The sequence below is a fragment of the Saccharomonospora marina XMU15 genome (assembly GCF_000244955.1).
Taxonomy (GTDB): domain Bacteria; phylum Actinomycetota; class Actinomycetes; order Mycobacteriales; family Pseudonocardiaceae; genus Saccharomonospora_A; species Saccharomonospora_A marina.
Map to the genome: position 1 here is coordinate 4,987,556 of NZ_CM001439.1, position 23,125 is coordinate 5,010,680.

Sequence of the window (23,125 nt, forward strand, 5' to 3'; positions counted from 1 at the left end):
CGCCGCCTACCTGGACGGCACTTGCGCCACCACCCAGGCCGACAGTGCCGACGGGTTGCGGGTCTGAGTCAGGACCTGACCGGGACCGGCGAAGTCGAACACGAAACCCTCGCCGCTCTTCAGCGACTGGATGGCCCCGGAGGAGACCTTTCGCAACTGCGACTGCACCGTGTCCGCGTAGGCCACGACGTGTCCGGAGTCGATCGTGATCATCTCCCCTTGTTGCAGCGTCACCAGGTCGAGCGCGCCGTAACACGCCACGACGAGCTGCCCCTGCCCGGTGGCGTGCGTCAGGAACCCGCCCTCACCGCCGAACAGCTGGCCGAACCCTCCCCACCTGGTCTCGGTCTGCACGCCGTAGGCGGAGGCAAGCCACGAACCTCGCGTGACGCACCACCCGGTCCGACCGTCCAGGTTGATCGTCTGGAGGTCACCGGGCAGGTGGGCGGCGATGTCCACCCAGCCGCCGTTCTGCGGCGCGGTGAACGTGGACACGAACAGCGACTCGCCACCCAGCAACGCCCTGCCGAGACCCTTCAGCACACCGCCCTGCGCCTGCGACTGCACGTGAACGCCGTAGCTGGTCGCCACCATCGCCCCCGCCTCGACCTGTGCCGGCTCCCCCGGCGCGAGCAGCAACCTGGCAACCGCGAACGACGGCTGGTGCCGCACCTGAACCTGCATGGACCCTCCCCTGACACGCGCCTGTGTTGTGCGGGGAGAGTCTTGCACGAGCCCGAACGCGAGAGAGGATGGTCGTCGTGATCTCCGTCGAAGAGCACCGAGCAACTGTCACCGAACTGCTCGGCACCCGCCCCGCAGTGGAACTGCCCCTTGCCGACTGTGCGGGCCTCGTACTGGCCGAGGACGTGCGAGCGGGCGTCTCACTTCCCCCGTTCGACAACTCGGCCATGGACGGCTACGCCGTGCGGGCCGTCGACGTCGCGGGCGCGAGCGAGGAGACGCCCGTCGAACTGCCGGTGGCCGAGGACATCCCTGCCGGACGCACCGACGTGCCCGCACTGCTGCCCGGTACCGCCCACCGGATCATGACGGGCGCACCGGTACCGCCCGGCGCCGACAGCGTCGTGGTGGTGGAACGCACCGACCGTGGCGCCGAGCGGGTCCGCGTGTTCGGTCCGGCCGAACCGGGTGCCCACATCCGCCGCACCGGCGAGGACGTGGCGAGCGGTTCCGCCGCACTGGCCAGCGGAATCGTGCTCGGACCCGCGCAACTGGGGCTGGCATCGGCCGTCGGACTCGACCGGCTGCCCGTACACGCACCGCCCAGGGTGCTCGTTGTCTCGACGGGCACCGAGTTGGTGCTGCCGCCGAACCCGCTTCGGCACGGCCAGATCTACGAGTCCAACAGCGTCATGCTGGTCGCCGCACTGCGCGCGCTGGGCTGCCAGGTGGAGTCGGTCCGCAGCGTCGCCGACGACGTCGAGCAGTTCCGCGCGAGTGTCGAACCCAAGCTCGCGCAGGCGGACCTACTCGTCACCTCGGGTGGAGTCAGCGCGGGCGCCTACGAGGTTGTCAAGGACAGCCTGGCCGATGTGGGTGTCAGCTTCGCGAAGGTCGCGATGCAGCCAGGTGGCCCGCAGGGCTGCGGGCGCTGGAACGGCGTTCCTGTCGTGACGCTGCCCGGCAACCCGGTGAGCGTGCTCGTGTCGTTCGAGGCGTTCCTGCGGCCCGCACTGCTGACCTCCCTCGGGCACACCGACGTCGAACGGCAGCGGGTGCGGGCACGGCTCACCGAGACACTTCGCTCGCCGAAGGGCAAACGTCAGTTCCGCCGCGGCTACTACACCCACGCGCAAGGCCAGGTGACCGGAGTCGTTGGCCCACGTGGCGGGCCGGGTTCGCACCTGCTTGCCGCGTTCACACAGGCCAACTGCCTCATCGTGATCGAGGAGGACGTCACCGAGGTCGAGCGCGACGCCGAGGTCGACGTGTTGCTGTTCTAGGCTCGCCCGTTATGGGCTTTTTCTCGTGGATCGTCTTCGGTGCACTGGCGGGCTGGGCCGCCAACCTCATCGTCGGCGGGAAGCAGCGCCGCCCACAGGGCTGCCTGCTGAGCGTGCTCGTTGGCGTCGTGGGGGCCGCACTCGGTGGCCTGCTGTACCGCGCGACAACCGGCGAGGAGAAGACCTTCGGCTTCGATTTCGCCAGCTTCGGCGTCGCCGTTCTCGGTGCGGTGCTGCTGCTCGCCGTGCTGCGCCTGGCGACACGACGCTAGCAACACCTCGTAACGTTTTGCGCACACGGGGTTATCGACGCTGGCCGCCGCGGTTAGGATCGGCCATCCGTGGCCGGGTGGCGTACGGCGTCGGGGGGCGGACGCCACCCGGCCCGTCCAAATGGGGGACAATCATCGAAATGAGCTCCAACTCGCTCGGCCATGCCGTGCGGCTTGCCCGCGAAACCCTCCCGCCCATGCACCCGGCGGGGCGGCCGTTCGTACTCGGGGCTGCCGCCGCGACCCTCGTGCTGCGCCGCTACTCCCGTCCGCTCGGCGTGCTCGCCGGGCTCGGCACCCTCGCCACCGCCGCGTTCTTCCGCGAACCGAAGCGGGTGCCGCCGCAGCGCGACGGGCTGGCGATCGCCGCCGCCGACGGTGTCGTCTCGCTGATCGAGAAGGCGAGCCCGCCGCCGGAACTCGGCCTGCCCGAACTACCGCGGACGCGGGTGAGCGTGTTCCTTTCGGTGTTCGACGTGCATGTCCAGCGCGCTCCCGCTTCCGGCAAGGTCGAGCGCGTCGCCTACCGGCCGGGCAAGTTCGTCTCCGCGGACCTCGACAAGGCCAGCGAGGACAACGAGCGCAACTCGCTGCTGCTGCGTACCGACGACGGGCACGAGCTCGTCGTCGTGCAGATCGCGGGTCTTGTGGCACGGCGTATCCTCTGCCAGGTCGGTGAGGGCGACCGGGTCGAGGCCGGTTCGACCTACGGCCTCATCCGGTTCGGCTCACGGGTGGACACCTACCTTCCGCCCGGCAGCCGGGTGCTGGTCAGCAAGGGCCAGCGCACCATCGGTGGCGAGACCCCACTCGCCGAGCTAGGAGCCTGAAGGACTGATCCATGGCCCGGACCACCCCCGGCGTCCGGTTGCTGCCGAACGCGATCACCGTGCTCGCGCTCTGCGCGGGCCTTTCCGCCGTCCAGTTCGCGCTCGTCGGCCAGCATGTGCTGGCGATCGGCGCCATCGGGGTCGCGGCGGTGCTGGACAGCCTCGACGGCAGAATCGCGCGGCTGCTCGACGCCACCTCCAAGATGGGCGCGGAACTGGACTCGCTCTCCGACGCCATCTCCTTCGGCGTCGCACCCGCGCTCGTGCTCTACATCTGGCTGGCCGAAGCGGGCAGACTCGGCTGGGTCGCCGCGCTCATCTTCGCGGTGTGCATGGTGCTGCGGCTCGCCCGGTTCAACACACTGCTCGACGACGCCGAGCAGCCGCCGTACGCGAACGAGTTCTTCGTCGGCGTGCCTGCTCCGGCAGGCGGGCTGCTCGCGCTGCTGCCGGTGATCGTCACGCTGCAGTTCGGCGAAGGCTGGTGGTCCTCGCAGGCGGCGGTGTGGCTGTGGACCGTCGCGGTGGCGGGCCTGCTGATCAGCCGCATCCCCACGCTGTCGCTGAAGAAGCTGCGTGCCCCTGCCAAGGCCGTCGCGCCGCTGCTGGTCGGCGTGGGCCTGGTGGCCGCGGCGATCATCCAGTACCCGCTGATCGCGCTCATCGCCGCGCTGCTGCTGTACCTGGTGCACATCCCGTACTCGTTGCGCCGGTATCGCTGGCTGGCCAAGCACCCCGAGGCGTGGGACGTGCCGCCGAGGGAACGCAGGGCCATCAGACGCGCGCGAAGCCAGCGCAGACTCGGCCTTCGCAGGCCGCAGTTCCGCCGGGTGGCTGGCGCGGCAAGGCGGGCCGTGCTGCGGCCGCGCGCTGCCCAGCACGTGCCAAGGGTGTACCCGCCGGAGGTCACCGCGCCGCCGTCCCGCGTGAGCACCAGGGGGCCCAGGCGCAGGAACTGGCGGCGAATCGGCCTGCGCCGAAGCGACTGACCCCGAAATAAGGCAACAGGCAGACCACTCGCGGGCACGCTGCGGCTGTCGAGCGAGCCCTGCCGTGGCGCCGGGTCATAGAGTGGGGGTGTGACCGCGCAGCTGACGCTCACCGTCCGCCACACCCCCTCCGCACTCGACTCCAGACGCGGGGTCGTCCGGCTGCATCGAGAGGTGCTCGACGCGCTGGGGCTGCGCGCCTGGGACGCGGTGCGGCTGACCGGCGCCAGGATCAGCGCCGCGCTCGCCGCCCCCTCGCACGACGGCGGTTCTCCGGGCGTGGCGCTGCTGGACGACGTCACCATGGCGAACCTCGGTGTCACGGAGGGCGCGGAGGTGGTCGTCGCACCGTGTGAGGTGGCGGCTGCCCGCTCGGTCACCGTGTCCGGTTCCCGGCTGGCCAGGCTGTCGCTGAGCGGGCACACGCTGCGGTTGGCGCTCATCGGCAAGGTCCTCACCGTCGGCGACGCGGTGTCGCTGCTGCCGCAGGACCTCGCCCCGCCGCCAGGCGCTGACACCTCCGCCGTGCGCGGTCAACTTTCCCGGGCCATCGGCGCCACCTGGACCAGCGAACTGCTCACCGTCACCGGCACCGACCCCGCTGGTCCCGTGGCCGTCGGGCAGTCCACAGTGGTCAGCTGGCGGGACGAGGTGACGCGGGACGACGGGGCCGACCCGGCCACGCAGCCGCCCGCCGCACGGGCCGAAGCGACACCCACGGCGGTGGGAGCGCAGCAGGACGCGGCCGAGCAGCCACCGCCACTGGCCGACCTCGCCGGGGCACGGGAAGCGGCGCGGCGCCTTCGCGAGTGGCTCGACCTGGCCTTCCACCGTCCCGACCTGCTGGCCAGGCTCGGCACCTCGCAGCGGCTCGGCGTGCTGCTGTCCGGACCGGAAGGGGTGGGAAAGGCCACGCTCGTCCGCGCGGTCGCGCGTGCCGAGGACGTCACGGTCGTGACGCTGGCGGCACCGACGCTTGCCGTGCTGGAGCCCCACGCCGCGGCCGACCGGCTCACCGAAGCCGTGCGGCGAGCAGAGGCCGCCGAGCCCGCCGCCTTGCTGCTGATCACCGACATCGACGCGGCACTGCCCGCGAGTCAGCCGCCGCCGGTCGCCACGGTGCTGCTGGAGGAGTTGCGAGCGGCGCTGGGACGTCCCGGCCTCGCGGTGGTGGCCACGAGCGCACACCCGGAGTCGGTGGACCCCCGGCTGCGGTCGCTGGACCTGCTCGACCGCGAACTGACACTCGCGTTGCCCGACACCGGGACGCGCACCGAACTGCTGCGGATCCTGCTGCGCGACACCCCCGTCGAGCCTGGTATCGACCTGGGTGCGGTCGCGGAGAAGGCGCCCGGGTTCGTGGCCGCCGACCTGGTGGCCCTACGGCGCGACGCCGCCCTGCGAGCCGCGCTGCGGCACCGCGACGGTGAGTCCGACCCTCGTATCCGCCAGCAGGACCTGCTCGACGCGCTCGAATCGGTCCGGCCCATCTCGATGTCCTCATCGGACACCCTGGCCACCGGAGGGTTGTCGCTCGACGATGTGGGGGACATGGCGGAGGTCAAGCAGTCGCTGACCGAGACCGTGCTGTGGCCGCTTCGCTATCCCGACTCGTTCGCGCGACTCGGTGTCGCACCCCCGCGAGGCGTGCTGATCTACGGACCACCCGGTAACGGGAAGACTTTCCTGGTGCGTGCCCTCGCTGGCACCGGCGCGTTGAACGTGTTCGCGGTCAAGGGCGCGGAACTGATGGACAAGTGGGTCGGCGAGTCGGAGCGTGCGGTGCGGGAACTGTTCCGCAGAGCTGCCGAGGCGGCGCCGTCACTGATCTTTCTGGACGAAGTGGACGCGCTCGCGCCCCGCAGGGGGCAGTCCGCGGACTCCGGTGTCGCCGATCGGGTTGTGGCGGCGTTGCTGACCGAATTGGACGGGGTGGAGCCGGTACGCGACGTCGTCGTGCTCGGGGCGACGAACCGCCCGGAACTGGTCGACCCGGCGCTGCTACGGCCGGGCAGGTTGGAGCGCCTGGTGTACGTGCCGCCCCCGGACGCTGCCGCGCGCGCGGCCATCCTGCGGGCGAGCGCCAGGAACACCCCGCTTGCCCCGGACGTGGATCTCGGCCAGCTTGCCTCCACCTTGGACGGCTACTCCGCCGCCGACTGCGCCGCACTGATCCGGGAGGCGGCGCTGACCGCCATGCGGGAGTCGCTGGAAGCGGCGGAGGTGTCGGCCGCGCACCTGGCGAAGGCGAGGGACGCGGTGCGCCCTTCACTGGACCCGCAGCAACTGGCCACGCTGGAGGCGTACGCCAGTACCCGCCGCTGAAGCCCCGCGAGTCCTGCACTCTCGTCCGCGAGTCCTGCACTCCTGCCCGCGAGTCCTGCGTTCTTGTCCGCGAGTCCTGCACTCCTGCCCGCGAGTTCCGCGTTGGGGAAGCTCGGACGCGAACCGGCCGGTCTTGGCATCCGGACCGGCGCAGTCACCGCGCGGGTGGGGCCTACTTGACGTTGGCCGCGCCGTCGTAGTCCCTGGTCACGATGACGATCAGCCCCGGCGACGAGTCCGCGATCCCACGGAACCGCGGCTCCGCCCTGATACCGAACTGGCTGGCCAGCACGGTCGCGGCAGCCTTCTCGTCGGTACCTTCGCGGTAGTACACCGTGGTGGTCGGGATGATGCCGCCCGAGTAGTTGCCGGTCTCGACGACCTTCCAGCCCGCCGACCGCAGGTCGTCGCCCGCGCGGGAAGCAAGACCGTGGACGGTGCTGTTGTTGTAGACCCGAACGGGGATGTCGCGGGTGGAGGCCTCGTCGTCGCCACCCTTGTCGCCACCACCGGGCGGCGCGGCGGTCGGCGAACTGGACGTGGCGGGTGCGGACGGCTTGCCGGTCGACTCACCTTCCGAGGAAGGGGCCGGTGACTGGCTCGGCGAGTCCGGCGACGCACCTGTGGGCGTCGGCTGCGCCTGCGAGGTGGCTTCCCCCGCGGTTTCGCCCGGGTCGTCATCGCCGACCACGAGTGTCACCCCACCGATGACGGCGGCGACCACCGCGACAGCGAGCAGGCCGAGACCGGCAGCCCGTACCGGCCGGGACAACCCGTCGAAGATGCTCATGGCAGTTCAATCCCCAACCGCCGTGCCGCGCGGTTGCGCTGCCTGGCGGCACGCAGCTTCCTGAGCCGCTTCACCAGCATCGGGTCCGCACGCATGGCTTCCTGCTTGTCGATGAGCCGATTCAAGATCTGGTAGTAGCGGGTGGGCGACATTCCGAACGCCTGTCGGATGGCCTGCTCCTTGGCACCCGCGTACCGCCACCATTGGCGCTCGAAGGCGAGCACGTCCTGCTCCCGTTGCGAGAGCCCGTCAGCGGGTCGGGCGGGCGGGGGCGGCTGGCCTGCCGAGGCCATCGACTCCGCGGCGTCCATCTGACTCCTCGCGATTCCGGGGCGAATTACGCGGTTGTCGTACCGCAGCGCCATTAGACCACGGGGGGCCGACAGCCCCGGGTAGGCCGCCCGGCGCGTCCGGGTATGGGATCTCGGTAGGCTTACGAGTCGTGACCGTGCACGCCATCCGTATCGCGGGCGACCCCGTCCTGCACACGCCCACCCGCGAGGTGGACAAGTTCGACGGCGAGCTCGCCACGCTCGTCGACGACATGTTCGAGACGATGTACGCCGCTGAAGGGGTCGGTCTCGCCGCCAACCAGATCGGCGTCGACCTGCGACTGTTCGTCTACGACTGCCCTGACGACGAGGGGGTCCGGCACAAGGGCGTCGTCGTCAACCCGAGGCTGGAGACCTCGCAGATTCCCGAGACGATGCCCGATCCCGACGACGACTGGGAGGGCTGCCTCTCGGTACCCGGCGAGTCGTTCCCGACGGGTCGCGCCGATTGGGCCAAGGTCACCGGCTACGACATCGAGGGTAGGCCGATCGAGGTAGCGGGTACCGGCTACTTCGCACGTTGCCTGCAGCACGAGACCGATCACCTCGACGGCTACCTCTACCTCGACCGGCTGGTCGGACGCCACGCCCGCGCCGCGAAGAAGATGCTCAAGGCGAACAACTGGGGCGTTCCCGGCAACAGCTGGCTGCCCGAGGGCTGAAGCCCGAACATGGTCGCCCGCTAAGCCCAGGGCGAACACCGGCCTCCCGACGCCGTTACGGACGCACAATCGAGTAGTTGACGTAACGGTGTAATCGGCTGGCGGTGGTTGCGGTGTCCGAAGCGACGCCCGATATCGAAGCGCTGGATGCCTACTCCCGCGCGGTGAGTTCCGTGGCGAGGTCGGTGACACCTCGCGTCGCGAGTGTGCGGCTGAGCATGGGCGGCGGTTCGGCCGTGGTCCTCGACGGCGAAGGCCACCTGCTGACGAACGCGCACGTGGTGGGCCGTGCGCGAACCGGCACGGCGACCTTCTCCGACGGCGGGGAGTCGGACTTCGACGTGGTGGGTGCCGACCCGCTCTCCGACCTGGCGGTGCTGCGCTCGCGAGGGCCGACACCGCTGCCCGCGGTGCTCGGCGACGCCGACCGGCTCGTCGTGGGGCAACTGGTGGTTGCGGTGGGCAGCCCACTCGGCTTCTCGGGTTCGGTGACCGCGGGGGTCGTCAGCGCACTCGGTCGAGCGATCCCCGCGCGGCACGGACGCGCCGCGAGAGTGATCGAGGACGTGATCCAGACCGACGCCGCACTCAACCCCGGCAACTCCGGTGGCGCGCTGGCCGACTCGACGGGCAAGGTCGTCGGCATCAACACCGCCGTCGCGGGGCTCGGCCTCGGGCTCGCGGTGCCGGTGAACGCCACGACCAGGCGAATCATCGACACCTTGCTGGTCGAGGGCAGGGTGCGACGCGCCTATCTCGGCGTGGTCGGCGTGCCCGCGCCGCTTCCCGACGACGTCGCGCGGCGCACCGGCCAGAGCGCGGGGCTTCGGGTCGTCGAGGTCATCGGGGGCGGCCCCGCCGAAAGGGCAGGCCTGCGAGCGGGTGACCTCGTGCTCACCGTGGGCCGTGAGCGGGTCAGCGACGCGCAGGGCATCCAGCGGCGGCTGTTCGCCGAAGTCATCGGAGTGCGACTGGCGATCACGGTGCTGCGAAACGGCGCGATGGTGGACGTGTTCGCCGTTCCCACCGAACTGGTGGGTTGAGGTCTGCCACCTGTCGTGGCATGGTCGCAGGGGACAATTACACATCGCGGGAGCTCGCGCCTTGGCGGGCTGAGAGGGCGGCTGGTGTCCGTTTCGTGGACCCGGTGCCGCCGACCGCATGAACCTGACCGGGTAATGCCGGCGTAGGGAGTGATTTTCGCGTGACCACACTGGAAAGCGGCGCCGACGTCCAGCCCACCGTCACCACCGGACCGATCACCGGCTCGCGCAAGGTGTACCACCTGACGGAATCCGGGCTCAGGGTTCCCGCGAGGCGGATCGACCTGTCCACCGGCGGCCATTTCGACGTCTACGACACCTCGGGGCCGTACACCGACCCCGACGCCGTGATCGACGTACACAGTGGACTCCATCCGACCCGGTCCGGCTGGGCGGACGGGCGAGAGCACAACACCCAGCTCGGCTGGGCCAAGGCGGGCGTCATCACCCGGGAAATGGAGTTCGTCGCGGCAAGGGAACGGGTCGATCCGGAGTTCGTTCGCTCCGAAGTGGCCAGCGGGCGTGCCATCATCCCGGTCAACCGCAAGCATCCCGAGTCCGAACCGATGATCATCGGTAAGAACTTCCTGGTGAAGGTCAACGCCAACATGGGCAACTCGGCCGTGTGGTCGTCGGTCGAGGAAGAGGTCGACAAGATGGTGTGGGCCACCCGATGGGGCGCCGACACCATCATGGATCTGTCCACCGGCAAGCACATCCACACCACTCGCGAGTGGATCTTGCGTAACTCGCCCGTTCCCGTCGGCACCGTCCCGATCTACCAGGCGCTGGAAAAGGTCGGCGGCGAACCGGAGAAACTCAGCTGGGAGATCTATCGCGACACCGTCATCGAACAGTGCGAGCAGGGCGTCGACTACATGACGGTGCACGCGGGCGTACTGCTTCGGTACGTGCCGCTCACCGCCAACCGGGTCACCGGAATCGTCTCCCGAGGCGGCTCCATCATGGCGGCGTGGTGCCTTGCGCACCACGCGGAGTCGTTCCTCTACACCCACTTCGAGGAGCTGTGCGAGATCCTGCGTGCCTACGACGTCACGTTCTCGCTCGGCGACGGCCTTCGGCCCGGCTCCATCGCCGATGCCAACGACCGCGCACAGTTCGCGGAGCTGGAGACACTCGGCGAGCTGACCCATATCGCCCGCGAGCACGACGTCCAGGTGATGATTGAGGGACCTGGCCACGTGCCGATGCACAAGATCAAGGAGAACGTCGAGCTGGAGGAGCGGCTCTGCGGCGAGGCGCCCTTCTACACCCTCGGTCCGCTCGCGACCGATATCGCGCCGGCGTACGACCACATCACCTCCGCGATCGGCGCCGCGCAGATCGGCTGGTACGGCACCGCCATGCTGTGCTACGTCACGCCGAAGGAGCACCTCGGCCTGCCCAACCGTGACGACGTGAAGACCGGTGTGATCACCTACAAGATCGCCGCTCACAGCGCCGATCTCGCCAAGGGACACCCCTACGCGCAGGAGTGGGACGACGAGCTGTCCAAGGCTCGGTTCGAGTTCCGGTGGAACGACCAGTTCAACCTCTCGCTCGACCCCGACACCGCACGCTCGTTCCACGACGAGACCCTGCCGGCCGAGCCGGCCAAGACCGCGCATTTCTGCTCGATGTGCGGACCGAAGTTCTGCTCCATGCGGATCACCCAGGACGTGCGCAAGTACGCCGAGGAGCACGGCCTGTCCAGCGTCGAGGCCATCGACGCCGGGATGCGGGAGAAGTCGAGGGAGTTCAGCGAGCACGGCAACCAGGTCTACCTGCCGGTGGTCGAGCGCGAGTGACCCCGACGCCCAAGACCGCGCTCACCATCGCGGGTTCCGACTCCGGTGGTGGAGCGGGGCTGCAGGCCGATCTGCGCACGTTCTTCGCCTGCGGGGTGCACGGGATGACCGCGGTGACGGCCGTGACCGTGCAGAACTCGCTCGGCGTGCGGGGATTCAGCGAGATCCCCGTGGACGTGGTCACCGCGCAGATCACCGCGGTCGCGGGCGACATGGGAGTGGACGCGGCGAAGACGGGCATGCTCGCGACGGCCGAGATCATCGAGGCCGTCGCGAGCACGCTCGACGAGGTCGGCATCGGCAGGCGTACGCAGTCGCACGTGCCGCTCGTCGTCGATCCCGTGGCGGCGTCCATGCACGGTGACGCCCTGCTGCGGCAGGACGCGCTCGAAGCGTTGCGCACGGAACTGTTACCCCGAGCCACGCTGGCCACCCCGAATCTGGACGAGGTGCTACTGCTCACCGGCGTGCGCGTCAGTGACGGGCAGAGCCAGCGGGAGGCGGCGCAGGCGCTGCTCGAACTCGGCCCGCAGTGGGTGCTCGTCAAGGGCGGGCACCTGGTGAACAGCCCGCAGTGTGTCGATCTGCTCTCCGACGGCACGCACATCGTGGAGCTCGGCGGGCCTCGCTACGAGACCGAGCACACGCACGGCGGAGGCGACACACTCGCCTCCGCCATCACGGCGGGGCTGGCCAAGGGACTCGGAGTGCCCGACGCGGTTTCGTCGGGCAAGCGGTTCATCGAGCGCAGCGTCGCCGAGGCGTATCCGCTTGGCGCCGGAGTGGGTCCCGTTTCCCCGTTCTGGCGACTTTCGCGCAGCGACTGAAACGGCGCAAGTCGCCGGGAGTCCCAACGGCCGCCGCTCATGGGCGACCGCTCGATGAACGAGGAGTGAACAAACGACCTTTCGGCCGAGGGCGCATTGATCCACTCGTAGGCTTGTCCGTCCCGCCGACGGAAACGAGTGCCACGCATGACTCCAGGCCAACGGTTGGAGGCCGTCGCCGAGTTGCTGCTGTCCAACCAGGGCAGCCTCGTCCTCGGGATCGCCGCCCTGCTCGCTGTCGCGGCCCCGTTCGCCGACCGTTACCTCATCCGGCGCAAGCGGCTGTACTACCGGGTCCAGTACAACTCCAAACTCGGTTTGAGCCCGGTAGACCTGCAAGACCGCGACGACTCCGTGAAGCACGCCGACCCGGAACTGCAACCCATCGCCGAGTTGCTCGACCGGATGAGCATCGTCGTGATCCGTGTCCGCAACACCGGAATCGACGACATCTCGGCGGCCGACCTGAAGGACGACCCCATCGAGTTCACCTTCGGCGGCCGGGTGATCTGGAACGCCCGAATCTCCGAGCCCTCGATCGAGACGCATCGCAAGAAGTTGAAGGACGGCCTGGAGTTCTTCACTGCCGACACCGGCGACAGCGGCCACGGGGACAACACGCTCGACAACGTCCGGGTGTCATTGGGCAGGCGGCTGTCGGCGTGGTTGCGTGGCGAACCGGTGGACAGGGCGACCCAGCCCAGCGCCGGCCAACCCGCACCGCAATGGCACGGTGTCCGTTTCCGGGACATTTCCTTGCAACGCAAGGAGAAGTTCAAGCTCGTCGTCGTGCTGCGGGAACCGGACGGCAACACCGATGGGGAACTCACCAAGGAGGTGCGCTGCTTCGGGCACGTGGCAGGCGGCCGCATCGTCGACGAGCGGCGGCAGCGCCGAATCACCTGGCCACGGCTCACCGCCACGTTCGGTGTGCTGCTCACCGGCGCGCTGCTCGCAACCCTGCTGGTCAACGCATCGCAACCGGGTGTGGCCACGGACATCGCGTGTGCAGACGGCCGGTTGCGGGTGGTCGGCTCCAGCGCGTTCATCCCTGTCGTCGAGCGAATCGCCACCGAGTACACCCGCACCTGTTCGGGCGCGGAAATCGACACCGAGGCCACCGGAAGTATCGGCGGGGTACGCATGCTGGCGGCGGCCCAGGACGGGCAGGACGAACTCGCGGCGCTCTCCGACGGCGAAAGCGGCGCGGCCACCCCCGAACTCGTCGCCCAGCCGCTCGCGGTCATCGTCTACACCGTCGTGGTCAACGACTCGGTGGGCGTCGACAGCCTCACCGTCGAGCAGATCAGAGGCATCCACGACGGGCGCTACCGCGACTGGAAGCAGCTACGCGACGGGCCTTCGCTGCCTATCCGTATCGTCGGCCGAGGTCAGGAGTCCGGGTCGAGGCAGACGTTCGAGGCGACCGTGCTCGGCACCACGGAGCCAGGGCTTTCCTCGGATTCCTGTGCCAGCGCCGACCGGGACAGCGGTTCGCCACTGATCCGTTGTGAAAGAAGCACCGAAGCACAGGTGGTGGCCGAGGTCGCGGACACCGCGGGCGCCATCGGCTACGTCGACCTGCCGTCAGCGATCGAGGCGAGGACCGACGGTCAGCCTCTCACCGTGCTACGGCTCGGCGAGGTGTATCCGGACGCGAACAACATCGAGCACGGCTACCCGTTCTGGGCGATCGAGTACCTCTACACCAGGGGTGCGCCCGAGAACGGATCGGTGCTGCGAGGTTTCATCGGCTACCTGCGCAGCGGCACCGCTCGCGCGGAGCTTCGCGAGGCCGGGTACACGCCGTGCATCGGCGGCAACGGTGTACCGCACCGGTTGTGCCGCGGTTGACGGGGCAGCAGCGGACCGGGACGCGTGCGCGACACTGTGCGGATGACCGAGCAGCGACCTCCGGCCGCGTTGACCATCGCCGGCTCCGATTCCGGCGGCGCGGCCGGGTTGCAGGCCGACCTGCGCACGTTTCTCACCTGCGGGGTGCACGGACTGGTCGCGGTGACGGCGGTGACCGTGCAGAACACGCTCGGCGTGCACGCGCGCAGCGACATCGAAGCGGACATCGTCGCGGGCCAGATCGAGGCGGTCACCTCCGACATGGGCGCGCAGGCAGCGAAGACGGGGATGCTTGCCCGCGGCGAGACCATCACCTCGGTACGGCGAGCGTGTGAGAAGGCGGGCATCGGGCGGGCAGCGGCGATCCCGTTCGTGGTCGATCCGGTGGCGGCTTCCATGCACGGGCACCCGCTTTTCGACGCCGAGGGCCTGGCCGCGTTGCGGGAGGAGTTGCTACCGATGGCGACCGTGCTGACCCCCAACCTCGACGAGGTGCGGCTGCTGACCGGAAAAGCCGTGACCGATCGCGACTCGATGCGGGCCGCCGCGGCGGCGCTGCATGCGATGGGGCCGGAGTACGTACTTGTGAAGGGCGGTCATCTGGAGGACGACCCGGAGTGCGTCGACCTGCTGTACGACGGTCTGACCTACACCGAGTTGCGAGGGCCCCGGTTCGACACCCGGCACACGCACGGCGCGGGCGATGCGATGGCCGCGGCGTTGACCGCGGGCTTGGCGCGCGGAATGGCGGTTCCACAGGCCGTGCGATACGCGAAGTGGTACGTCAGCAACGCCGTTCGGCACTCCTATCCCATGGGTGCCGAGGTGGGCCCGGTCTCGGCCTTCTGGCGGCTCGCCCCCGAGTCGGGTCCGGAAGGCGAGGGCCCGATCGCGGGGCGAGAACCCGGACACTGAGCGACGGACGGCAGCGCAGGACTCGCGGGCGGGAGCGGGGGACTCGCCGACAGGAACGCAGGACTCGCCGACAGGAACGCAGGACTCGCCGACAGGAACGCAGGACTCGCGGACGGCAGCGGGGGACTCGCGGGTTGGGTGTTCACGACTCTTCATCGGTGAGCAGCGCCTCCAGCGCGGGAAGCGCCGCGGTCAGCGCTTCCCGATGCTCGGGTGAAAGCCGGGCGATGCGCCGGTCAAGCTCTTCGATCCGGGTCGAGCGCACCCCGGACAGCAAGCGCTCGCCCTCGGGGGTCACGGTCGCCAGCCACGCCCTGCGGTCGGCCGGGTCGGACTCCCTGCGCACGTACCCGGCCTCGACGAGCGCGGCGACGATGCGCGACATCGTGGCCGCGGCCACGCCCTCCTTGGCAGCCAGATCACCGAGCCGCAACTGGCCGTAGGCGGCGAGCGTGGCCAGCGCCGAGATCGCACCGTGTCCGGGGCCCGGCGCACCGGCCTGCCGCAGCGAGCGCGACAGCCTGCCGATGGCGAGGAAAAGCCTGCCGGGTACGTCCTGTGACGACGCGGTCACCTGGAACTCCTTAGATCCACGCGCGGCTCGAGATCGCGGTTCACCATACGTGGCGGGCTGTGCACCACTGGCGTGAACCCATCGACCCATCGACAGGGCTCAGCGTGGCGGGCTGGAGGCCTGTGCCCAGAACCGCTGCGGAACGCGGCCCGCGTCCCGGGCGAGCCTGCCCGCGATCACGGCGGAGCGCATGGCGGCGGCCATGCGTTCGGGGTCCTGCGCCCTTGTCACGGCCGTCGACAGCAGGACGGCGGCACAACCGAGTTCCATCGCCAGTGCCGCATCGGAGGCTGTGCCGATCCCGGCATCCAGGATGATCGGCACACCAGCCCTCGCCACGATCAACTCGATGTTGTGCGGGTTGCGGATGCCCAGTCCCGTACCGATCGGAGCGCCCAGCGGCATGACGGCGGCACAACCGGCCTCCTCCAGCCGCAGGGCGAGCACCGGATCGTCGTTGGTGTAGGCCAGCACGGTGAACCCGTCGGCCACCAGTTGTTCAGCCGCCTCCAGCGTCTCGATCGGGTCGGGCAGCAGGGTGCGGTCGTCGGCGTGAACCTCCAGCTTGACGAGGTCGGTGTCGAGCGCTTCCCGCGCCAGCCGCGCCGTCAGCACGGCCTCAGCCGCGCTTCGACAGCCCGCGGTGTTGGGCAGCAGCCGGATACCGAGCGTGCGCAGCAGTTCGAGCACGCCGGAACCGCCCTCGGAGTCGGCGCGCCGCATCGCCACGGTTGTCAGTTCGGTGCCGGAAGCCACCAGCGCCTGCCGAAGCACCTTCAGATTGCTCGCCCCGCCGGTACCGATGATCAGCCGTGAGGTCAGTTTGTGCTCACCGATCACCAGGGGGTCGCCGAAATCCTCTGTCATGTCTAGCCTCCTTGCACGGCGGTCAGGATCTCCAGGTGCGCGCCGTTCGGCACGACGACATCCGCCCAGTCGTGTCGCCGGACGACCTCGCCCTCCAGCGCCACCGCCACACCCTGCTTCTCGGTACCGATGGCCGTGAGCAGGTCCGCGACGGTGCTGCCTTCCGGGAACTCCCGCTCCTCGCCGTTGACGTGAACGCGCATCACACTCGTTCCTCACTTCGCATCCGGCCCGGGTGTGCTCGGCTGACTCCCGGGGGTGTCGGGGCACCGGCCAGCCACGCGAGCGCCGCGTCAGCCGTGACCGGAGCCAGCAACAAACCGTTTCGGTGGTGCCCGGTCGCCGCGAACACCCCGTCACCGAGCACGCCGAGGTAGGGCAGGTTGTCGGCGCTGCCTGCCCGCAACCCCGCCTTTGCCTCCGTGAGTTCGTACTCGGCCACGCTCGGAAAGACCCGCTCGGCTCCTTCGAGCAGTTCCCGAACTCCACTGGCGGTGACCGTCTCGTCGAACCCGGCCTCGTACTGGGTCGCGCCGAGCACGAGTTCGCCACCGGCGCGTGGCACCAGGTAGATCGGCCTGCCTTCGACCAGCGCGCGGATCGTGCCGCTCGGGGGCGGCAGGGTCGTCCTGCGCGCCCGCAGCCGCAGGATCTCGCCCTTCAGCGGCCGTAGGAGACCGGCAAGCTCGGGATGCAGTCGCGCGCTCCAGGCACCGGCGGCGAGCACGACGGCGCGGAACCGGTGCTCGGCTGTCTCCGTGCGCACCGTGCGGTGGTCAAGGCCCCTCACGCGTTCGGCGACGAAGCGAGCACCCCGGCGCCGGGCTGCCGCGTGCAGGGCCCGCAGCAGCGCGCGGTTGTCCACGGCGAGGTCGCCAGGCACGAGCAAACCCGACCGCACCGCACCTGCGAGGCCCGGTTCGGTCTTTCGCAGTTGCCTGCCCGACACGGGTGAGGCCTGCCTGCCCAGCCGGTGCAGGTACCCGGCCAGTATGTCGAGTTGTCCTGCGTCGGCGCTGTCGAAGGCCGCCACGACCGTCCCTGCCGTGGACAGCCCCGGGTCCATGCCCTCGGCAGCCAGGTCGGCCGCGAAGCTGGGCCAGCGCCGGAGGGACTGTTCACCGAGTTCGAGCACGTCCTCCTCGCCAGGCCAGGCCTCGGTGACCGGTGCGAGCATCCCGCCCGCGACCCAGGAGGCGCCACCGCGCACCGGTCGCGGGTCGAACACGGTGACCTGGTAACCCGCCGCGGCCGCCCGCCACGCCACGGCCAGGCCGATGACGCCCGCGCCCACGATCGCGACGGTTGTGGTGTCAGTCATGAGATCACGCTCCCTGCGCCGGCATGACCCGGATCAGGTTCCACGGTCGGAGCGGCGGCTCCCTCTCAGCCCGTGCCTCGGGCTCCCGTGCGGACGTCACCACCGTACAGTGATCCCATGCCCGGGCTCAACGGTGACCAGATCAGGCAGCGGCTGGCCGAAGCCAGGTTGTACCTGTGTACCGACGCTCGCCGCGATCGTGGCGATCTCGCCGAGTTCGCCGACGCGGCGCTGGCGGGTGGGGTCGACATCATCCAACTCCGGGACAAGAACGACGGCACGCTCGAGGCAGGCGAAGAGATCGAGGCGCTGGAGGTGCTGGCGCGGGCGTGCGCGAAGCACGGCGCCCTGCTCTCGGTGAACGACCGCGCCGACATCGCGCTCGCCGTCCAGGCCGATGTCCTGCATCTGGGGCAGGACGACCTCCCGGTGTCGGTGGCACGGCGGATTCTCGGCGACGATCCGGTGATCGGCAGGTCGACGCACTCGCTGGAAGAGGCTCGCCTTGCGGCCACCGAGGACGGCGTGGACTACTTCTGTGTGGGGCCGTGCTGGCCGACCCCGACCAAACCGGGCAGGCCCGCGCCAGGACTGGAACTGATCCGAGCCGTAGCGCAAGGGATCGACACGACCCGCCCGTGGTTCGCGATCGGTGGTATCGACGAGCGGCGCGTCGGTGAGGTGGTGGCGGCGGGCGCCCGACGTGCGGTGGTGGTGCGGGCGATCACCGAAGCGGAGGACCCGGCTGCGGCCGCGACCGCCTTGCGACAAGCGCTCCAGCCCGACAGCAGGTGACTGTGCTTTCCGATGATCAACCTGGCGCGGCCGCCAAGGTGGCCACGCCAGGTTGAGCCAGGTAGTTCAGCGCGCTCGCACCTGCGACAGCCTCCTACTGACGAGTCTGCGGCGATCAGGACGTGGTCGGGAGTCCCTGGCCGCCCGGCACCGGCGCGTCGCCGGGGTCGGGCACCGAGTCGTCCGACGGCGCGGTGGGCGGTGGCTGTTGCTGCTCTCGCGTGGTCGATTCGGTCGGCTCCGTCGTGGTCGTGCTGTCCTCGGTCGGGGAGGTCTCCGTCGAGCCAGGCTCCGACCCCTCTGTCACCGACGGCGAAGGTGTGCTGTCCGGGTCCTGCTGGTCCTGCTCGTCCTGCCCCGGCTGGCCTGCCCCTCCGCCGACCAGCCTGCTCACCGTGGTGGCACCCTCGCCTGACAGCGACTTGCCCGTGACGCCCTCAAAACCGGTGATCAGCGCCATCCCGATCACGAAGGCGACGACGCTGGTGCCGAGCAGCCACGGCCAGCGTCGTTTCCACCACTGCTTGTGTTCCTCCGGCTGCTGTGGCTCTCCTCCGGGGTCGGGCAGCGGCGCGGCGGGCTGGGTCGGCTGTTCGGTCGGCGGCACCTCGGCATGCTCGGCCCGCTCGGAGTTGCCGCGCTTGTGGGGCAACCTCGCGCCTGCCTCGGTGAGTGCGCGAGCGGCCACCCGGGTGCGCTCCATGGAGCGCAGGAACAGTTCGCTGCCCACCGTGAAGACGACACTGAACAGTCCAGCACCGAGCACCGTTCCGTAGACCCCGAGGGTCGAGCCAAGAAACGCGGCCGCGGTGGCCGCCAGTCCCGCCGCGATCACCTGTACCGGTCTGAGCCCCTGCTTCTCGGGCTGCTCCTCGGTCTTCGTCTCCTTCTCCCCGACCATGATCTCGATTCACTCGCGTTCGCCGGTCTCGGTATGGCAACGACAAGCACGTCCGGAACGCTCCCGACGTTGCCTGAAGTGAGCACTGCCACCACGTCTGATGTGGACTCCAGGGCCTGCCTGCGGCGGCAGGCCACGGCGGCCGACCCGGTGTCCCGGGCTCGGCACCCGTTCGTGCGACAGCATCGGCTACCCCGGATGTGGCACCCACGAACGTGTCGTTCGCGCCACGCCCGCGGGTGTCCGGCCGCGAGTGAGTTCGAGTTCCGCCGAGGGCCAGGGGTCACGGCCGGGTCAGCGTCGTGACGAACTTGTACCGGTCACCACGGTAGATGGAGCGAACGAACTCCACCGGCTTGCCGTCCGAGGCGAACGTCTGCCTGGACAGCAACAGCACCGGCATCCCGACGTCGGCCCCGAGCAACTCCGCCTCCTGCGGACCCGCCAGCGATGTCTCGATGGTCTCCTCCGCACGTTCCAGCTCCACGCCGTAGCGCTCCCGCAACGCCTCGTACAGGGAACCGCCCTCCGCGATCTGCTTGCGGATGCCACGGAACCTGGCCAGTGGCAGGTGCGTGGTCTCCAGCGCCATGGGCTCGTCGTCGGCGAGCCGCAGCCTGCGCAGCTTGAGCACCTTGGCACCGGTACGGATACCGAGCAGCTTCGGAAGATCGCCTTCGGCGACGATCTCCTCGATCTCCAGCAACTGCGAGGAGGGCTCCCTGCCCTGCGCCCGCATGTCCTCGGTGTAGGAGGACAACTGCAGCCGTTGCGCCATCTTCGGCTCGGCCGCGAACGTGCCCTTGCCCTGCACCCGGTGAAGCCTGCCCTCTGCCGTGAGATCCGCCAGCGCTTGGCGCACAGTGGTGCGGGAGACGTGAAAATCCCCCGCGAGCGAACGCTCGGTGGGGATAGGAGATCCCGCTGGCATCGACTCCAGCAGATCGAGCAGATGCTGCTTCAGCGACCAGTACTTGGGCTCGCGCTGGCCGCGGGTGCTCGCAACTGCCTCCAACATGACCGACTCCCTCACTGAATAGGTACCCACCTACCGTGGAAAGTACCCTTCGAATACTACGTTGAACGTGCTTACTATTGGTCTAGACCGCAGCCTGACCGAGTCGGGTGACCCGGATGGCCGACCGGAGGGACCACCGTGAAAGAGGGCAGAACCGGCGAGCGAATGACGGCGGAGATCAATGAGCAACCCGAGGTGCTCGCCGGACTGGTCGAGACGAGGGCCGAGATCGCCACCGTGGCACGTTCGATCACCGAGCGTTCGCCGCGGTTCGCCCTGCTGATTGCCCGCGGTTCCAGCGACCATGCGGCGCTGTACGCGAAGTACCTCATCGAGATCCTGCTGGGTCTGCCCGCCGGGCTCGCGTCGCCGTCGACGACGACGCTGTACGACGCGCGCCCCGACCTGCGAGACGTGCTGGTGGTCACCGTGAGCCAGAGCGGCAGCTCTCCCGACCTGCTCGAGGCCACGGCCTCGGCCAAGGCGGGTGGCGCGCTGACACTCGCGGTGACCAACACGCCAGCTTCAGCCCTGCACGACGTCGCGGAGTTCTCCGTGCAGATCAGGGCGGGACAGGAACTGGCCGTGGCCGCCACCAAGACGTACTCCGCCACCCTGCTGGCCCTCTACCTGCTGGTCGACGCGGCACGAGGGGGAAGTGGTGAGCACGTGCGTGACATCGGCGAGTTGGCACGGCAGGCACTGCGGGAATCATCGGAAGGAGTGGAACGGGCAGTGGAGCGTTACCGCTTCGCCGACCGTCTGATCACAACGGCCAGAGGCTACTCCTTCGCCACCGCGCTGGAGGCCGCGCTCAAGCTCACCGAGACCAGCTACCTCGCCACCCGCGCCTACAGCGGTGCCGACCTGCTGCACGGGCCGGTCGCCGCCATCGACACCGATACCGCCGTGCTGGCGGTGACGAGCGAGGGCAAGGGCGGCGGCGCGATGTGGGATGTACTCGACGCGGTCTCCGGGCGCGGTGCCGACGTGCTCACGGTGGGCTCCGCAGCGGCCAGCGTGCCCGCGTCGCTTTCCATCCCGTTGCCGGAGACGGCTGAGGAGATCGCCCCCATCCTGGAGGTGCTGCCGGTACAGCGGCTCGCACTGGGCCTCGCACTGGCGAGAGGGTTCGATCCGGACCGGCCGCGCGGCCTGCACAAAGTGACGAGAACCAGGTGAAACCGGGTTTCGTCGTCGGGGTCGACGCGGGCGGCAGCAGCACCAGGGCAGTTGCCGTGGACGCGAGCGGCCAGGTACTCGGATTCGCCAAAGCGGGCGGCGGCAATCCCAACTCCCGGCCGCCGAGGCAGGCGGCCGAGGCGATCGCCTCATCGATCGCGGAAGCCACGGCCGGGTTGGCCGGCCGCGACCTGCGGGCATGTGTGATCGGTCTGGCCGGCCGCAGCAAGCTGACCAACCCGACCTTCGCCGCGATCTTCCAGCAAGCGATGGCAGGGTTCGCGGTGTCGCCTGCCGTGGTGTCCGACGCCGATGCCGCGTTCGCGTCGGCCACCGCACAGCCTGACGGGACTGTGCTGGTGGCCGGTACCGGTTCGATCGCCGCGCGCATCAGGGACAGGCGGACGGTCGCCACCGTGGGCGGCTACGGCTGGCTGCTCGGTGACGAGGGGTCGGGCTTCTGGTTGGGGCGCGAGGCCGTCAGGGCAACCCTCGACGGGCTCGCCCGGGGTCACCTCGGTGTGCTGGGGCAGGCGGTGCTCAGTAGCGCGGCGGTCGACCCGGACGACCCGCGCGCCGCTCACCGGCTCATCACCGAGGTCAACGGGCAACCGCCGGTTCGCCTCGACCGGTTCGCCCCGCTGGTGAGCCGGGCACACGAGGCGGGAGATCCCGTCGCGCTGACCATCGTCGAGCGCGCGGCCGGATTGCTCATGGAAACCGCCAAAGCGGCGAGGGACGAAGGGGAGCGCACGCCGATCGTGCTCGCGGGCAGCGTGCTGGGCGTCACCAGCCCGGTCGGCGCGCTGGTGCGCGAGGGGCTGGCCGAGTCGCATGTGCTGTCCAGCGGCGACGGTGTACTCGGCGCCGCCTGGCTGGCGGCGGTGCGGGGCTTCGGCGAAAGCGCAGCGCGTCCGAGGCGAGTACCGTAGGTAGTGGGCCCCCGGACCTCCCCCTCGCCGGGGGCCCTTACTCGTCGGTGGTCACCGGTTCGCCCGTCACCCGTCGTGGCCGCGGATTCCGCAGCCCGGGGTGATCATCTGGCAGCGTGCGGTACAGCACCCATCCGCTCACCGCGATCGTCAGCGCCACGAGGGGCCACGACAGCACAGTGCGCGCCACGCCCAGTGCGACGACCTGCCCTGCCCACCACAGCGAGCCGTACACCACGACTCGCAGCAGGTACTGGCTCACCCAGACCCAACTGGCGACCGAGTAGGCGGCCAGCAGTTCTGGGTCCTGCCGCCACCTGGTGCGCTGCCCGAGGGCGAACCCCACGACGACGCCGAGCAGTGGCCACCTCAGCACGATGCTCGCGGCCCATACCAGCGAGCTGGCCACATTGGACAGCAGTTGCAGCAGGAAGAAGTCCTCGGCCCTACCGGTGTGCAAAGCGACCAGCGCTGCCGCGATGACCGCCGCGAGACTCACCAGCACCGCTCTGGCCCGATCGCCCCGCAGTAACCGGAACACGCCCACCAGCACGCTGACCGCGATCGCGGTAACCGCTGCCCAACCGATCGAGGAACCGGCCAGCAGCCAACCGAGCACAAAGGCGGCCGGCGGCAGACTGGCGTCGATCGCGCCCTTGCTTCCGCCGAGCAGGCCGGCCAGCGACTCGCGGGCGGGCTCGGTGGTCGGACGCTCCTGCACGGTGTCCAGCCTGCCTCAAATCCGGTGGTTAGGGCACCCTTTGTCGGAGAGGTTCACCACATGATCCGAAAAACCGGCTGCGCGGTGTGCGCCCACCGGAAGAAACTATGACGTCCGATCAACCGACGGTGGCGTAGGTGGGCATATCGGGGGCACCCTCGGATGTTGATCGACAGCAGGAACTTCACAGGGTTGCTGGC

At 69.7% G+C, this 23,125-nt stretch carries 24 protein-coding genes and 1 riboswitch; of the genes, 14 read left to right on the plus strand and 10 right to left on the minus strand.

Annotated elements, in window-relative coordinates; all coding sequences use genetic code 11:
• Positions 1 to 6: 6 nt before the first annotated feature.
• A complete protein-coding gene (locus SACMADRAFT_RS23505; protein WP_009156356.1) occupies positions 7 to 684 on the minus strand; it encodes a TIGR00266 family protein in 678 nt (225 codons plus the stop codon).
• Between the two features lie 68 nt (positions 685 to 752).
• Between SACMADRAFT_RS23505 and moeA the strand changes: the two genes are divergently transcribed.
• The 5 genes from moeA (at position 753) to SACMADRAFT_RS23530 (ending at position 6,383) form a co-directional block, all read left to right on the plus strand.
• Positions 753 to 1,967, plus strand: coding sequence for a molybdopterin molybdotransferase MoeA (moeA, locus tag SACMADRAFT_RS23510; protein WP_009156357.1), 1,215 nt, complete (start codon positions 753 to 755; stop codon positions 1,965 to 1,967).
• An 11-nt stretch (positions 1,968 to 1,978) separates the two neighbouring features.
• Entirely contained in the window at positions 1,979 to 2,239 is a 261-nt protein-coding gene (locus SACMADRAFT_RS23515; RefSeq protein ID WP_009156358.1) for a GlsB/YeaQ/YmgE family stress response membrane protein, read from the plus strand.
• A gap of 140 nt (positions 2,240 to 2,379) precedes the next feature.
• The gene (locus tag SACMADRAFT_RS23520; protein ID WP_009156359.1) at positions 2,380 to 3,069 is read left to right on the plus strand and encodes a phosphatidylserine decarboxylase; all 690 of its coding nucleotides are present in this window, start codon (positions 2,380 to 2,382) and stop codon (positions 3,067 to 3,069) included.
• 11 nt (positions 3,070 to 3,080) lie between these two features.
• Entirely contained in the window at positions 3,081 to 4,058 is a 978-nt protein-coding gene (pssA, locus tag SACMADRAFT_RS23525) for a CDP-diacylglycerol--serine O-phosphatidyltransferase (protein WP_009156360.1), read from the plus strand.
• Between the two features lie 90 nt (positions 4,059 to 4,148).
• Positions 4,149 to 6,383: an AAA family ATPase gene (locus SACMADRAFT_RS23530; RefSeq protein WP_009156361.1), complete on the plus strand. Its 2,235-nt coding sequence runs from the start codon at positions 4,149 to 4,151 to the stop codon at positions 6,381 to 6,383.
• Between the two features lie 172 nt (positions 6,384 to 6,555).
• Here SACMADRAFT_RS23530 and SACMADRAFT_RS23535 read toward each other — a convergent pair whose 3' ends face one another.
• Entirely contained in the window at positions 6,556 to 7,173 is a 618-nt protein-coding gene (locus tag SACMADRAFT_RS23535) for a LytR C-terminal domain-containing protein (protein WP_009156362.1), read from the minus strand.
• Complete coding sequence (locus SACMADRAFT_RS23540; RefSeq protein WP_009156363.1) at positions 7,170 to 7,484, minus strand: DUF3263 domain-containing protein; 315 nt, start codon at positions 7,482 to 7,484, stop codon at positions 7,170 to 7,172. Before SACMADRAFT_RS23540 ends, SACMADRAFT_RS23535 begins: the two co-directional genes overlap by 4 nt.
• Positions 7,485 to 7,615: 131 nt before the next feature.
• Here SACMADRAFT_RS23540 and SACMADRAFT_RS23545 point away from each other — a divergent pair, with 131 nt between their 5' ends.
• The 6 genes from SACMADRAFT_RS23545 (at position 7,616) to thiD (SACMADRAFT_RS23570) (ending at position 14,614) form a co-directional block, all read left to right on the plus strand.
• Positions 7,616 to 8,167, plus strand: a complete 552-nt coding sequence (locus SACMADRAFT_RS23545; RefSeq protein WP_009156364.1) for a peptide deformylase — start codon at positions 7,616 to 7,618, stop codon at positions 8,165 to 8,167.
• A gap of 113 nt (positions 8,168 to 8,280) precedes the next feature.
• A complete protein-coding gene (locus SACMADRAFT_RS23550) occupies positions 8,281 to 9,210 on the plus strand; it encodes a S1C family serine protease (RefSeq protein WP_009156365.1) in 930 nt (309 codons plus the stop codon).
• 161 nt (positions 9,211 to 9,371) lie between these two features.
• Positions 9,372 to 11,018, plus strand: coding sequence for a phosphomethylpyrimidine synthase ThiC (thiC, locus tag SACMADRAFT_RS23555; RefSeq protein ID WP_009156366.1), 1,647 nt, complete (start codon positions 9,372 to 9,374; stop codon positions 11,016 to 11,018).
• Positions 11,015 to 11,845, plus strand: coding sequence for a bifunctional hydroxymethylpyrimidine kinase/phosphomethylpyrimidine kinase (gene thiD, locus SACMADRAFT_RS23560; protein ID WP_009156367.1), 831 nt, complete (start codon positions 11,015 to 11,017; stop codon positions 11,843 to 11,845). Before thiC ends, thiD (SACMADRAFT_RS23560) begins: the two co-directional genes overlap by 4 nt.
• A gap of 147 nt (positions 11,846 to 11,992) precedes the next feature.
• Positions 11,993 to 13,699 (plus strand): PstS family phosphate ABC transporter substrate-binding protein, encoded by a 1,707-nt coding sequence (locus tag SACMADRAFT_RS23565; RefSeq protein WP_009156368.1) that lies wholly within the window; start codon positions 11,993 to 11,995, stop codon positions 13,697 to 13,699.
• A gap of 42 nt (positions 13,700 to 13,741) precedes the next feature.
• Positions 13,742 to 14,614: a bifunctional hydroxymethylpyrimidine kinase/phosphomethylpyrimidine kinase gene (thiD, locus tag SACMADRAFT_RS23570; RefSeq protein WP_040926755.1), complete on the plus strand. Its 873-nt coding sequence runs from the start codon at positions 13,742 to 13,744 to the stop codon at positions 14,612 to 14,614.
• Positions 14,615 to 14,756: 142 nt separating this feature from the next.
• Here the strand turns inward: thiD (SACMADRAFT_RS23570) and SACMADRAFT_RS23575 are convergent, their stop codons facing one another.
• From SACMADRAFT_RS23575 to thiO, 4 genes are all read right to left on the minus strand, one after another.
• Complete coding sequence (locus SACMADRAFT_RS23575; RefSeq protein ID WP_009156370.1) at positions 14,757 to 15,188, minus strand: MarR family winged helix-turn-helix transcriptional regulator; 432 nt, start codon at positions 15,186 to 15,188, stop codon at positions 14,757 to 14,759.
• Positions 15,189 to 15,287: 99 nt separating this feature from the next.
• Positions 15,288 to 16,055 (minus strand): thiazole synthase, encoded by a 768-nt coding sequence (thiG, locus tag SACMADRAFT_RS23580; RefSeq protein WP_009156371.1) that lies wholly within the window; start codon positions 16,053 to 16,055, stop codon positions 15,288 to 15,290.
• Between the two features lie 2 nt (positions 16,056 to 16,057).
• Positions 16,058 to 16,258 (minus strand): sulfur carrier protein ThiS, encoded by a 201-nt coding sequence (thiS, locus tag SACMADRAFT_RS23585; protein ID WP_009156372.1) that lies wholly within the window; start codon positions 16,256 to 16,258, stop codon positions 16,058 to 16,060.
• Positions 16,258 to 17,376, minus strand: a complete 1,119-nt coding sequence (gene thiO, locus SACMADRAFT_RS23590) for a glycine oxidase ThiO (RefSeq protein ID WP_009156373.1) — start codon at positions 17,374 to 17,376, stop codon at positions 16,258 to 16,260. Before thiO ends, thiS begins: the two co-directional genes overlap by 1 nt.
• Positions 17,370 to 17,475, minus strand: a riboswitch (TPP riboswitch). Its footprint overlaps the gene before it by 7 nt.
• Before the next feature lie 18 nt (positions 17,476 to 17,493).
• Here thiO and thiE point away from each other — a divergent pair.
• A complete protein-coding gene (thiE, locus tag SACMADRAFT_RS23595) occupies positions 17,494 to 18,171 on the plus strand; it encodes a thiamine phosphate synthase (protein ID WP_009156374.1) in 678 nt (225 codons plus the stop codon).
• A 115-nt stretch (positions 18,172 to 18,286) separates the two neighbouring features.
• Here thiE and SACMADRAFT_RS23600 read toward each other — a convergent pair whose 3' ends face one another.
• Both SACMADRAFT_RS23600 and SACMADRAFT_RS23605 read right to left on the minus strand, forming a co-directional pair.
• Positions 18,287 to 19,072, minus strand: a complete 786-nt coding sequence (locus SACMADRAFT_RS23600) for a hypothetical protein (RefSeq protein ID WP_009156375.1) — start codon at positions 19,070 to 19,072, stop codon at positions 18,287 to 18,289.
• A gap of 283 nt (positions 19,073 to 19,355) precedes the next feature.
• Positions 19,356 to 20,090 carry a GntR family transcriptional regulator gene (locus tag SACMADRAFT_RS23605; protein WP_009156376.1) on the minus strand — a complete coding sequence of 245 codons (735 nt, stop codon included), beginning with the start codon at positions 20,088 to 20,090 and terminating at the stop codon, positions 19,356 to 19,358.
• 165 nt (positions 20,091 to 20,255) lie between these two features.
• Here SACMADRAFT_RS23605 and SACMADRAFT_RS23610 point away from each other — a divergent pair, with 165 nt between their 5' ends.
• On the plus strand, positions 20,256 to 21,272 hold the full coding sequence (locus SACMADRAFT_RS23610) for an SIS domain-containing protein (protein WP_050998244.1): 1,017 nt from the start codon (positions 20,256 to 20,258) through the stop codon (positions 21,270 to 21,272).
• A complete protein-coding gene (locus SACMADRAFT_RS23615) occupies positions 21,269 to 22,204 on the plus strand; it encodes an N-acetylglucosamine kinase (protein WP_009156378.1) in 936 nt (311 codons plus the stop codon). The genes SACMADRAFT_RS23610 and SACMADRAFT_RS23615 overlap by 4 nt, the downstream gene beginning before the upstream one ends.
• A gap of 37 nt (positions 22,205 to 22,241) precedes the next feature.
• On the opposite strand, the gene SACMADRAFT_RS23620 is transcribed toward SACMADRAFT_RS23615, so the two are convergent.
• Positions 22,242 to 22,925 carry a DUF3159 domain-containing protein gene (locus SACMADRAFT_RS23620; protein WP_009156379.1) on the minus strand — a complete coding sequence of 228 codons (684 nt, stop codon included), beginning with the start codon at positions 22,923 to 22,925 and terminating at the stop codon, positions 22,242 to 22,244.
• Between the last annotated feature and the right edge of the window lie 200 nt (positions 22,926 to 23,125).

What these genes read in the sequence shown, in the direction of transcription:
- SACMADRAFT_RS23565 (WP_009156368.1), top strand. Translation starts at nt 11,993, where the DNA reads ATGACTCCAGGCCAACGGTTGGAGGCCGTCGCCGAGTTGCTGCTGTCC.
- SACMADRAFT_RS23505 (WP_009156356.1), bottom strand. Translation starts at nt 684, where the DNA reads ATGCAGGTTCAGGTGCGGCACCAGCCGTCGTTCGCGGTTGCCAGGTTG.
- SACMADRAFT_RS23520 (WP_009156359.1), top strand. Translation starts at nt 2,380, where the DNA reads ATGAGCTCCAACTCGCTCGGCCATGCCGTGCGGCTTGCCCGCGAAACC.
- thiD (WP_040926755.1), top strand. Translation starts at nt 13,742, where the DNA reads ATGACCGAGCAGCGACCTCCGGCCGCGTTGACCATCGCCGGCTCCGAT.
- thiS (WP_009156372.1), bottom strand. Translation starts at nt 16,258, where the DNA reads ATGCGCGTTCACGTCAACGGCGAGGAGCGGGAGTTCCCGGAAGGCAGC.
- thiG (WP_009156371.1), bottom strand. Translation starts at nt 16,055, where the DNA reads ATGACAGAGGATTTCGGCGACCCCCTGGTGATCGGTGAGCACAAACTG.
- SACMADRAFT_RS23540 (WP_009156363.1), bottom strand. Translation starts at nt 7,484, where the DNA reads ATGGACGCCGCGGAGTCGATGGCCTCGGCAGGCCAGCCGCCCCCGCCC.
- thiO (WP_009156373.1), bottom strand. Translation starts at nt 17,376, where the DNA reads ATGACTGACACCACAACCGTCGCGATCGTGGGCGCGGGCGTCATCGGC.
- SACMADRAFT_RS23535 (WP_009156362.1), bottom strand. Translation starts at nt 7,173, where the DNA reads ATGAGCATCTTCGACGGGTTGTCCCGGCCGGTACGGGCTGCCGGTCTC.
- moeA (WP_009156357.1), top strand. Translation starts at nt 753, where the DNA reads ATGGTCGTCGTGATCTCCGTCGAAGAGCACCGAGCAACTGTCACCGAA.
- pssA (WP_009156360.1), top strand. Translation starts at nt 3,081, where the DNA reads ATGGCCCGGACCACCCCCGGCGTCCGGTTGCTGCCGAACGCGATCACC.
- thiE (WP_009156374.1), top strand. Translation starts at nt 17,494, where the DNA reads ATGCCCGGGCTCAACGGTGACCAGATCAGGCAGCGGCTGGCCGAAGCC.
- SACMADRAFT_RS23610 (WP_050998244.1), top strand. Translation starts at nt 20,256, where the DNA reads ATGACGGCGGAGATCAATGAGCAACCCGAGGTGCTCGCCGGACTGGTC.
- SACMADRAFT_RS23600 (WP_009156375.1), bottom strand. Translation starts at nt 19,072, where the DNA reads ATGGTCGGGGAGAAGGAGACGAAGACCGAGGAGCAGCCCGAGAAGCAG.
- SACMADRAFT_RS23605 (WP_009156376.1), bottom strand. Translation starts at nt 20,090, where the DNA reads ATGTTGGAGGCAGTTGCGAGCACCCGCGGCCAGCGCGAGCCCAAGTAC.
- SACMADRAFT_RS23515 (WP_009156358.1), top strand. Translation starts at nt 1,979, where the DNA reads ATGGGCTTTTTCTCGTGGATCGTCTTCGGTGCACTGGCGGGCTGGGCC.